At 47.8% G+C, this 10,347-nt stretch carries 7 protein-coding genes and 1 tRNA gene; 2 read left to right on the top strand and 6 right to left on the bottom strand.

The annotated features are described in order from the left end of the window. Positions 1-341: 341 nt before the first annotated feature. The gene (locus H6F77_RS03280; RefSeq protein WP_190485307.1) at positions 342-941 is read right to left on the bottom strand and encodes a peroxiredoxin; all 600 of its coding nucleotides are present in this window, start codon (positions 939-941) and stop codon (positions 342-344) included. A gap of 137 nt (positions 942-1,078) precedes the next feature. On the opposite strand from H6F77_RS03280, the gene H6F77_RS03275 reads away from it, so the two are divergent. Next, positions 1,079-3,217 carry an amylo-alpha-1,6-glucosidase gene (locus tag H6F77_RS03275; RefSeq protein ID WP_190485305.1) on the top strand — a complete coding sequence of 713 codons (2,139 nt, stop codon included), beginning with the start codon at positions 1,079-1,081 and terminating at the stop codon, positions 3,215-3,217. Positions 3,218-3,274: 57 nt separating this feature from the next. On the opposite strand, the gene H6F77_RS03270 is transcribed toward H6F77_RS03275, so the two are convergent. The 5 genes from H6F77_RS03270 to H6F77_RS03250 all read right to left on the bottom strand — a co-directional run bounded on the left by H6F77_RS03270 (position 3,275) and on the right by H6F77_RS03250 (position 10,055). Then, positions 3,275-3,348 (bottom strand) — tRNA-Met (locus tag H6F77_RS03270). Positions 3,349-3,477: 129 nt separating this feature from the next. Next, entirely contained in the window at positions 3,478-6,195 is a 2,718-nt protein-coding gene (locus tag H6F77_RS03265) for a peptidoglycan DD-metalloendopeptidase family protein (protein WP_190485304.1), read from the bottom strand. Between the two features lie 1,057 nt (positions 6,196-7,252). Beyond that, positions 7,253-7,714: a tRNA (cytidine(34)-2'-O)-methyltransferase gene (locus H6F77_RS03260; protein ID WP_190485303.1), complete on the bottom strand. Its 462-nt coding sequence runs from the start codon at positions 7,712-7,714 to the stop codon at positions 7,253-7,255. Between the two features lie 154 nt (positions 7,715-7,868). Then, the gene (gene gshA / locus H6F77_RS03255; RefSeq protein WP_190485302.1) at positions 7,869-9,008 is read right to left on the bottom strand and encodes a glutamate--cysteine ligase; all 1,140 of its coding nucleotides are present in this window, start codon (positions 9,006-9,008) and stop codon (positions 7,869-7,871) included. Between the two features lie 129 nt (positions 9,009-9,137). Beyond that, positions 9,138-10,055: a histone deacetylase family protein gene (locus tag H6F77_RS03250; RefSeq protein ID WP_190485301.1), complete on the bottom strand. Its 918-nt coding sequence runs from the start codon at positions 10,053-10,055 to the stop codon at positions 9,138-9,140. A 64-nt stretch (positions 10,056-10,119) separates the two neighbouring features. On the opposite strand from H6F77_RS03250, the gene H6F77_RS03245 reads away from it, so the two are divergent. Continuing rightward, positions 10,120-10,290: a hypothetical protein gene (locus H6F77_RS03245; RefSeq protein WP_190485300.1), complete on the top strand. Its 171-nt coding sequence runs from the start codon at positions 10,120-10,122 to the stop codon at positions 10,288-10,290. The last annotated feature ends 57 nt before the right edge of the window (positions 10,291-10,347 follow it).

The following is a 10,347-nucleotide window of genomic DNA, read 5'->3' as shown; positions in this document are numbered from 1 at the left end:
TTGCTAGGATATGCTGCGCGTCATTTGCTCACAAGGTGCTGATTCTTCTACAAATTTCAGCTTAAGCCTTGTGAGTTTTCTTACAACAGCCCCCCACTTTTAAAACATCCTCTTAGAGAGGTATTCTTGTTTCTTAGCTGACTTCTACCTCTCTTCGGCTGCCTAATTTACAAATTTGCCTATCAACTTGGTCAGTTTGATGAATTTGTCGAAAGTAGTGCAAAATGTAAGTTTTAATAGAGTTTGGCTAGTAGCCTGGAACTACAATTCCAGGCTTACTGGCAGCGAAGGAGTTAATTGATGAATCAGAAAATCTAGCTAATGACAAAACTAACTTAGATTTAAACAGCCGCAAAGTAAGTCTTAGACTTGACAGGATCGGGAACCATTGTTTTGTCCCCTTCTTGCCAACCAGCGGGACAGACTTCATCGGGGTGAGACTGCACGTACTGGAATGCTTTTAGGGTTCTGAGGGTTTCATCGACGTTGCGACCAACAGCGAGGTTGTTGATGGTTGCGTGTTGGATGATTCCTTCTTTGTCGATAATGAATAGACCGCGCAGTGCTATTCCAGCTTCGGGATCGAGGACGTTGTATGCGGCGCTAATAGTTTTCTTGATATCAGAAACTAGAGGGTAATTCAGATCGCCTATGCCGCCTGTCTTGCGGTCTGTCTGAATCCAAGCTAGGTGGGAAAATTCGCTGTCTACTGATACGCCGAGGACTTCAGTGTTGAGTTTCTGAAATTCTTCGTAGCGATCGCTAAAAGCGATGATCTCTGTCGGACAAACGAATGTAAAGTCAAGAGGGTAGAAAAATAAGACTACATACTTGCCGCGATAGTCAGAAAGTTTAATGGTCTTGAATTCCTGATCTACAACCGCTGTTGCAGTAAACTCAGGTGCTTGTTGACCAACCCGAATACATTCTGTTTGATGCATTAATGGATTCTCCTTGATTGATTGTGCATCGACTCGCGTCGGTGGGGGTTAATCTAGTTGCAGCCTTACCGCCGACCAATAATGCTCATTTACGAACTGTTACAAATATATCATACTCATAACGAGTTTGAGTAAAAATGGCTAAATTAGATACGCGCGAGTGGCTCCTAACTAATGGGCTGGGAAGTTTTGCGAGTGGTACGGTTTGTGATGCCCGTACTCGCACTTATCACGGCTGGTTAATAGCTGCTTTATCGCCGCCAAGCCAGCGCACTCTATTGCTGTCTCATGTCGATGCAAGCCTAGAGGTGGCAGGTCAACTATATGCACTTTCGACGAATTTTTGGATGGGGGGTGCAATCGACTCTTTGGGCTATCAACTGCTACGTTCTTTTGAAATTGAGCCAGTCCCTAGTTGGATTTGGGGTGGCAATAATTGGCAGTTGAGCAGACAACTGGTAATGCCCTATGGGATGGGAAACTGGGGATGGGAAACTGGGGCAGAGTCTTTCTCTTCCCCAACTGATAATCCTCCATCCAAGATATCGAAGCCTGAGTTTTGTAACCGTGTACTAATCCAGTACCGTTATGAAGGTGCGGAGGTAGCTACTCTAAGGTTAAGGCCGCTGATTGGCGATCGCGACTTTCACCATCAACAATCAGCATCATCGGGATTGTACTTCTCTTCTGTAGTCGGCCAACAGCAAGTTTTGCTGCAAGCACATCGTCCAGGCTGGACGGGGACACCTTGGCAGTTGCGCTGGACTGCTGGTGACTATCAGCCAGATGGAGTTTGGTACTGGAATTATTACTACCCAGCGGAAAATCGCCGGGGATTGGGCGATCGCGAAGATCTATACAGCCCTGGCTACCTCAGCGTGAAACTGCAACCAGGAGACTTGCTCACCCTAGAAGCGCGAGTGGGACTGCCACAACCCTGGCAACCTGACCTTAAACCCCAAGACTTTGAGCAAGCAGTAATTGCCGAACAACAACGACTATCTGAAGATTTGGGATTAGGCGCGGCTGGTGACGAATCCGAAGCAGTAGAGTCCCAAATACTATCTAATAATCCAAAATCTCATTCCCAGGCAGAGCCTGGGAACGAGCAAAATCCAAAATCAATATGGCAGCAGTTGTTACGAGCGGGCGATCAATTTATCGTAACCCGCGCCATAGCTAACAGTCCTACTGTAATTGCTGGCTATCACTGGTTTAACGATTGGGGACGCGATACGCTAATTGCTTTACCAGGATTGGCGTTAACGACTGGGCGATTTTCTCTAGCCAAGGGACTGCTGGAAGCGTTTGGTCGCTATTGCAGTAATGGTTTAATTCCTAATACCTTTCCTGATGCGGATTCTCAGCCAATCTACAACAGTGTCGATGCTTCGTTGTGGTGGATTGAGACCCTTGGACTTTACCTGGAAGCAACGCAGGATTGGGATTTCTTGGCATCGCAATATCCTGTAGTGCGGCAGATTTACAAAAATTTCTGTACTGGTACGAGCTACAACATCCACGTTGATGCTACGGATGGATTGCTGACTTGGGATGCTCCCGGTGTGGCGATTACCTGGATGGATGCTGTTATTGATGGTCAGCCCGTGACGCCCCGACGGGGTAAAGCTATAGAAATTAACGCCCTCTGGTACTCTGCTTTATGTTGGGCAAGTATATGGGCTGAACAGCTCGACACTGGAACAACGGCGAATTCAACGAAGTTAATTAGCCAGCAAAAGCGGTATGCCCAGCAGATAGTACAGGTGAAGCGATCGCTGCAAAAATTCTGGAATCCAGCGCTAGGATACTTTTACGACAGAATTGGGCCAGATGACGTACCTGATGCCAGCATTCGCCCCAATGCGGTTTTGGCTCTTTCCCTAACTCATAGTGGGTTTAGGGGAGATCTGGCTCGTTCGGTCTTGCAAGTGGCACGCGATCGCTTGCTTACCCCCTATGGTCTCCGCAGTCTAGATCCAGCCGATCCGGACTATGTGGGTACTTATTCTGGCGATCGCTGGTATCGCGATCGCGCCTATCATCAAGGCACTGTTTGGAGTTGGCTGATCGGCCCATTCATCCGTGCTTGGAAACGTTTTTACGACTCACAACCCGTTCCCTTTGACTGGCACCCAATGCTCGATCACTTCCAAGAGCAAGCATGCATAGGCTCTATTTCCGAAATTTTTGATGGAGATGCTCCTCATCACGCCGAAGGAGCGATCGCGCAAGCTTGGTCAGTTGCCGAAATAATCCGCCACTACAACGACTAATGTTTTATTGGTCGTTGTAGCGGCAACATCCAAAATACTAATTTAATACTTTTCAAATGGCTCAAGGCAGATTTGAACTGCCGACCCCAGGCTTATGAGTCCCGTGCTCTAACCAACTGAGCTACTGAGCCGTTTTTTCTACTTTATTAGCTTAACACAGCTAATTTATAAATTGCTACCCCCTTTTCAGAAATTACAAAAATAAAAAGGCAAAAGACCATATGGTCTTTTGCCTTTTTATTTTCATTTTTCCCTACGCTTTAGCTACGGCGGGGTAGAAGAGCAATTGGGTTTACCGCACCCTTTCCAGAAGGATGTACTTCAAAGTGAAGGTGTGGCCCAGTGCTGTGTCCTGTGCTGCCCATTAAGGCAATTTCTTGACCCTGCTCAACCGTTTGACCTTCACGCACTAGAATCCGGCTGTTGTGGCCATAGCGAGTCATGGTGCCATCAGGATGCCGAATGTCTACCAAATTACCGTAGCCACCGGAGTTCCAGCGGGCATAGACTACTACACCAGGGCCCGCAGCCACAATTGGCGTGCCCGTCCCAGCAGCAATATCAATTCCCTTGTGCATCCGTCCCCAGCGCCAGCCGTAACCAGAGGTTAAGACACCTTTAGCAGGCCATATATAGCCTGTAAATGCCTGTTCTCCATCAGGATAGTAGCTATCCGGTACATTAATGGGCGGTAGTTCTGGAGATACTGGCTGACCGACGGGGATCTTAATCACCGGGTTATAGGTGTCGGTTTCAACAGGCGAGGTAGCAACAACTCGACGCTGTGTTCTAGGGCTGGGGTTTTCGGGAGCTGGAACCTGGATCTTAATTGGACCCTGTTGAGAGAGCGACTGAGGTCGCAACTTCTTTTGATTTTCGCCTTCTTTGGCTTCGTTGTAATATGCTTCGGGATTAAACTCCGGATTGATGTATTCGGAGGATGCAGAAGCATTGTTGGATAAAGGTGAAACTGGTGGCTTGACCGTAGGAACCGTTAGATTCAGCGGCTTGGCTGCACTATTTTCCTTCTGATTTTGATACTGCTCGCGTAACTTGTTGATTTCAACCCTTAATTTGTCAACGTAAGGGTTAGAATCAGAGCCTGCTTTTGAGTTGACCGACTGTTTTACATCATTTGCAATCAACATCGTGGAATTGGGCACAGCAGTTCCCGCGCTCAATGAGGTGGGGCTGCTGGGCGATTTACCCTCAGCCAACGCATTTATCGCAGTGGGTGTGGGTAAAGACAGCACAGAAGGCTTCGCGACAACGAGGTTGCTGCTCGTTGGCAAACTAGGAACAGCTAAAGTCGGTGCTGGGGCATCCGGAGATTTTCCGAGTGCAGCAATTGTAGCTGTAGTTTTTAGGCCGGGAACTAAAGTGGTGGCTTTGGGTTGCGGGATTCTCAGATGTTGACTGACTTGAAGCCGATTCGGATTGTCGATTCCGTTGACCTGCATCAATTCTGAGCGAGAAACACCGTAGGATTGGGCAATCTCATCTAGAGTATCTCCCAGCTTCACCTGGTAATCTACTGCCGGTACTGCCACTTGAGGTTCAGCGATGCTTGCAGTTGGCTTTTCTGCTGTCGCTGAGGCTTTTGGTGTCTGTTCGGCTTCAATATTTAGATTGGGTATCGGCGCTGTTGTTGGAGCGATCGCCGCAGGTGACGGTACTGGGCTAACCAGCGGTGTTGGCATCTTTGCTGTTGAGGGCGCTACTACAACGCTCGATGCTGCTGGTGTTTCTAGCGACGGTACCGGGCTAACTGCGGGTGTTGGTACCAGCACTGGTTTTGGTGCGATCGCCAATGGTGACGGCGCTGGTGTTTGCAGCGACGGTACTGGGATAACCGTCGGTGTTGGCATCGTTGCTTTTGAGGGCGGTATTACCACGCTCGGTGCTACTGGTAATTCCAGCGATGCTACCGGGCTAACTGTTGGTGTTGGGACGCTACCAATAGACTGTGGTGCAGTTACCATCGGCACTTCTGCTTCAGAGGCAGCAGTTGGGATGGTGACACTTGAATTTTTTTCAGCAACGGCTGACGCCCCATTTTGCTGATTCGCCAGATTTAATGGACTTGTAGAAGACTCCTCAGACTTCAACTCCGCCAGACTGTTCTGCAAGCGGTCCCGCTTCTCTTGCAATCGCGTGCGGGCATCCTCTTGTCTTGCCTTTAAAAGGTCATTTACTTTGCCTGGGATGGCGATCGCTTCGCCCTCTGGCAGTACGCTTGATATCGTCCCTGGCACTTGCTGTAACTGAGCCGGGGTAACTCCGTACGACTTTGATACGCTCTCGACGGTATCGCCCAGTTTAACTTCGTGAACCAGGCCGTTTACTGAGGGAACTTTCAGTACCTGTCCGGGGGGGAGGACAGAGCTTTGTTTGAGCTTGTTGGAAGCAGCGATCGCGGCAGGCTCTACCTGATACTTCTGCGATACTTGCCAAATTGTCTGCCCCGGCTTTACCTCATGTTCAATTACTTTTGGTTTCGATACCTGTGCCGATTCGCGCTCCACCTGTTCTGGGGTGTTTACCGCGGCAGATGGGGCATCTTCCGCAGGAGGCGTATTGACAGCGGCACTAACAGGCTCACTATGCGGCGAAGGAGAGGCAACAGCGACGGACGACTCTTCCTTCGGCTGTGTCGAGACAACATCGGCATTTTCCGTTGCGGCGCTAACTGCTGCGCTTGTCGGCTCTGTGGCGATAGCTGAGTCTGCTGCCATTGCTTCATCGCTTTGTCCTGGCATCAATAGGCTAGATGCGCCCATTGAAATTGCCAATCCAATCATGGCGGCAGATCTGCGAGCGCGACGGTTAACATCGGTCGAAGTTGGCCTCAACGAACCTGAAGCTCCGACTGCCTGCTTTGTGCCGTTGCAGTTCTCGCGTAACGCATCATTGCCTGCTGCATTGTCTGCTTCACAGGAAGGAACTGATTTAACCTTCTGCCTAGATTCGCTTTTCAAAAACGACCTCCTACTTATGACGAGCGCTTAACTGTCCCTGAATATCTTGCTTTTCTAGCAGTCAAGGGGACTAATCACACAAACCAGTGATCTAAATCACTCCCAATTACGATACTTAGGCAAGATTACCTTGCTTTTTTAATTTAGACAAGTTACTTGACTGTTTTGGAAAAATTTCCATTCAGTAATGGCTCAGTTATGACTACTGTCTTATTTTTATTGATTTCGTCAGTTACGAGCCTCTTGTCAAGATACGTGGGAGATGTAACCTTGACTGTTGCGGCCAGCATCCTGGGAACAACATACTGGCTAAACATGGATTTCTCCGGAAGACTTCCAGAAGACTCTGGGTTCTTTGCCTTTCGCACCCTGCTTCGTTCCAAAATGCAAATCTAAGCTGATTGTAATTAAAGCAACAACCATAGAATCACTGATATCAGCAATACAAATGAATCGAGCAAAAAGTGCGTAAACCAGCTGAAAATCGTGCTATTGCTTGCATTGAGGTTGCTTCTGCCTTTTGGTAGCCCATGATTTGGGATGATCAAAATCTATCGCTTGTTGGAGCTTTGGCGCTCATATTTTTCATATAAATTTCTTATCAAAGGCGCTTGGGTTTTGTATTCTAGATAGCTAAATTTAGGATAACCAATTTTCCTTACAATTTCCGGAAATCGCAGCTTTTAAGACGTTCGTCTACCTTATATATCCATATAGAGATACAGTTGCGATCGCTCCTAATTACAGATGGATTTTGCTTGATTTTCTTGTAGCTGAAACCCCAAACAGCCTTATCAGATCTAAATAAAACAACACCTTAAAGTTATAAACAAATCGCGTCTCCAGATGGAAATATCTCAGTAAGAGGGCACAATAAAAGAAACCAAGAGGAATACATTGATACCAAACGATAAAACGAGCAAAGGAGAGTGCATTGCTCTAATGGCTGATGAAAGCATTCACAATTTCCGATTACGCAAAGCCCTACCTGGTTTAAGGAGGTTTTCTATATCACAAGCTAGATGTAGAAATCGCTCTTTTAGGACGCTAAGTTTTGTTATCCCAGATAGCCAAGCTGGCGACGGGCTTCAAATATACCCACTGCGGCGCTGACGGAAAGATTTAAGCTGCGGACTCCTGGTTCAGACATGGGAATATGAACAGTTGCATCGCAGGCATCTAAAACCTGTTTGGGCAGGCCAGTCGTTTCGCTGCCAAATAACAGCCAGTCGCCAGCTTGAAACTGAAACTTAATATAACTACAACTTCCAGAAGTGCTGAAGCCGATCCATCGTCCACCCTGGAGTCGATGCAGCGCTTGAAAATCCTCTAGAGAGTCGTGACAGTGGAGATTGACATAAGGCCAGTAATCTAAACCAGCTCGTTTCAGATAGCGATCGCTTATTTCAAAACCCAGCGGCCCCACTAAATGCAATTCTGTCCCCGTAGCAGCGCAAGTACGGGCAATATTACCCGTATTTGGCGGAATCAGGGGGTTAACTAAGACAACCCTTAACATGATCTGCCCCAAACTTATCGCCAATGAAAAAATCTTTAGGCATTCATAAATATACCTAAAGACAGATGCCTTATATAACTTATATTAATAGCGTGCAACTGGTAGGGATTGATTAGATATTTTGATTCCTCAACTAAACACTCAGAGAAAAAAATTAGGCTACCAACATTTGGCACAATTTCTCTTCGAGTTCTCGTTCCTGTTCGGCCATTGCCGCGATCGCTTGAACGATAATACTGCGGGTGTCAAAATTTTGGTTATAAAATTTTAACCAACGTTGGGCTGCGTTACCCTCCTTTAAAAGTTTTTGCAGGGGCGAGAGGAAGCAACTGAAGCCCCGTGCTTTAGCGATCGCCCAAACTTCTTGGTAAATTTCCCCAATCCAATCTCGTGCCAAAATCTCTCTCCCGTCTTCCCAGTGGCGCAAAACTGCATCTAAACTCTGACGTGCGGCAGCAGCTTCATTCTCGTCGGTCAAAGTAATTAATTCTTCTGAAGATAATTGACTCATTTCCAGGGGATCGAGACGGGGATCGTCGATAAGCTGGGTAATACGCGCCTCCAACAATGCCATGACTGCTAGCAACGCAACGGGATCTACCATCAAGTCACAGATCCTAAGTTCAACCCGATTGAGATCGTAGGGGCGGCGGTTGCCATTTGGGCGCACCGACGACCACAAGTGACGGACATTTTGCATCGTCCCGGCGACTAACTGTTCTTCCGTCCACCGGATAAAATGAGCGTGACTTTCAAACAGGGGCACGTGGGCGGGAGTTTTTGGGAAGAGACCCCAGCGAGTCGAGTGATACCCTGTAGCTTCGCCATCCAGGAACGGGGAAGAAGCACTTAAGGCAAGGTAAAGCGGTGCTTCTAAGCGAACCAGGCGAATTGCACGCATCAGGATTTCGGGATCGCTTATGCCAACGTTGATGTGGACGCTAGCGGTGACTACCTTTGTGCCGTAGGTGTTTTCGATGTAGGAGTGGTAGGGGTTGTTGGGATCGGAACGGTAGAAGCGATCGCTCCCTCCCAAAGACAACGTACTCCCAGGAAGAATCGTATAATCTCCCAAAGTAGTTAAATATTTTCGCAGTTCTCGCCGAGGACGGACTAGGGCACACAGCAACCTGTCATAACAACAGAAAGGCGCGGTGGTATATTCCACATTGCGGCTATCTGGCTCAGTTACAAATCCATCCAAGTCTGCCACAATCTTATCTGAGAGGCCGACAATATCACCCTGCGGCGTCCCAGTGTACATTTCAATTTCAAAGCCTTTTGATAAAAGCACAGTTTTTCCTCAGCTAAGTATGGCTTGGGACTAGGGGCTAAATCGCCGATTACCAATGATTAATCAGCATTAATCAAGAATAAAGTGTATCTGGGGAAACAAAATAACCCCTCTGTCAATAGTCTGGCATTAAAGGCGATACTGGCGGTAAACTTCACTGGCGGCGCGGTGCAATAATGAGTGGCGATAAACAAGCGAATCAAGGTCATCGGCGTAACCACCGCCAATGACGCAGGCGACGGGATAGCCTGCGGCGAGACAGGTACTTAATACTTGCATTTCGCGGCGAAATATACCTGTATCGGTAAGGGAAAGTTTTCCCAAGCGATCGCCTGCATGAGGATCGACGCCAGCATCGTAAAGTACCAAATCTGGCTTGATTTCTGACAACAAATCTGGTAAGTAATTAGCCAAGGTTTGCAAGTATTCGTCGTCTTCCATGCCAACAGGTAAGGGTACATCGAGATCGCTTTGTTGTTTGGTTCCAGGGAAGTTGACTTCGCAGTGCATGGAGAAAGTGAAGACACTGCGATCGCCTTGAAAGATAAAAGCAGTACCGTCGCCTTGATGGACATCTAAATCGACGATAAGGATTTTTTGGACAAGGTTTAGCTGTTGCAAAACGCGGGCAGAAATCGCTAAATCGTTGAAAATGCAGAAACCAGATCCGTAAGTGGGGAAGGCGTGGTGAGTACCGCCTGCGGTATTGCAAGCTAAACCGCAATTTAGTGCGAGTTGGGCTGTAAGAATTGTACCGCCTACCGCCCTACAAGTTCGTTTTACGAGTGCGGGACTCCAAGGCAATCCGATGCGACGCTGTGCTTTGGCGTCCAGAGTTCCTTGATAGTATGCTTGGGCGTATTCGGGGGTGTGGACTAATTCTATCCACTGTTGGGGTGGGGGTTCGGGCGCGTGAATTTGTTCTGGGGTAGCGACTCCATCAGCTAGTAACATATCGTGGAGTTTGCTAAATTTGGGCATGGGGAATCGATGCCCTTCTGGTAGTGCGGCGACGTAATCTGGGTGGTAAATTATTGGCAAGTCCATGTTTTATATTTTGGACTTATCGGGGAGATTACCCCAACGCCACTTTTAAAGGGGGGCTAAGAGTTTGTACCGCAGAGGCGCAGAGGTAGCAGACGAAGAAGGGATTAAAGATGCGATCGCACTTTTAGCACCTAATCTCTATATTCTGTTACCTTCGCGCTCTTGGCGTCTTTGCGGTTCATCAAGAATTTTAACCGCAAATAAAGATGCGATCGCAATTAGCATTCCCGAATAATTTGCAGTAGCGAGATCCCCGACTTCTCTAAGAAGTCGGGGATCTGAAATGACATCT

The organism is Microcoleus sp. FACHB-831 (assembly GCF_014695585.1).
GTDB lineage: Bacteria > Cyanobacteriota > Cyanobacteriia > Cyanobacteriales > FACHB-T130 > FACHB-831.
This window is presented reverse-complemented; position numbering and strand designations above follow the sequence as displayed.